The organism is Klebsiella sp. MS 92-3 (assembly GCF_000195655.1).
Lineage (GTDB): Bacteria > Pseudomonadota > Gammaproteobacteria > Enterobacterales > Enterobacteriaceae > Klebsiella > Klebsiella pneumoniae.
The window spans coordinates 1-949 of sequence record NZ_GL882736.1 but is presented as its reverse complement, the minus strand read 5'-3'; the positions used below and the strand labels follow the sequence as shown (position 1 = coordinate 949).

Sequence of the window (949 nt, the reverse complement as noted above, 5' to 3'; positions counted from 1 at the left end):
CCTCTCACGTTGAATATGACACCCCGACTCGCCACTACGCGCACGTAGACTGCCCGGGCCACGCCGACTATGTTAAAAACATGATCACCGGTGCTGCGCAGATGGACGGCGCGATCCTGGTTGTTGCTGCGACTGACGGCCCGATGCCGCAGACTCGTGAGCACATCCTGCTGGGTCGTCAGGTAGGCGTTCCGTACATCATCGTGTTCCTGAACAAATGCGACATGGTTGATGACGAAGAGCTGCTGGAACTGGTTGAGATGGAAGTTCGTGAACTGCTGTCTCAGTACGATTTCCCGGGCGACGACACTCCGATCGTTCGTGGTTCTGCTCTGAAAGCGCTGGAAGGCGACGCAGAGTGGGAAGCGAAAATCATCGAACTGGCTGGCCACCTGGATACCTATATCCCGGAACCAGAGCGTGCGATTGACAAGCCGTTCCTGCTGCCGATCGAAGACGTATTCTCCATCTCTGGTCGTGGTACCGTTGTTACCGGTCGTGTAGAGCGCGGTATCATCAAAGTAGGTGAAGAAGTTGAAATCGTTGGTATCAAAGAAACCGCGAAAACCACCTGTACTGGCGTTGAAATGTTCCGCAAACTGCTGGACGAAGGCCGTGCTGGTGAGAACGTAGGTGTTCTGCTGCGTGGTATCAAACGTGAAGAAATCGAACGTGGTCAGGTACTGGCTAAGCCGGGCACCATCAACCCGCATACCAAGTTCGAATCTGAAGTGTACATCCTGTCCAAAGACGAAGGCGGCCGTCACACTCCGTTCTTCAAAGGCTACCGTCCGCAGTTCTACTTCCGTACTACTGACGTGACTGGCACCATCGAACTGCCGGAAGGCGTAGAGATGGTAATGCCGGGCGACAACATCAAAATGGTTGTTACCCTGATCCACCCGATCGCGATGGACGACGGTCTGCGTTTCGCAATCCGTGAAGGCGG

1 protein-coding gene is annotated in these 949 nt (G+C 54.8%); it reads left to right on the top strand.

Annotation, left to right across the window (positions count from 1 at the left end):
• The coding region (gene tuf, locus HMPREF9538_RS23380) for an elongation factor Tu (protein ID WP_009484103.1) at positions 1-949 on the top strand (949 nt) is incomplete at both ends.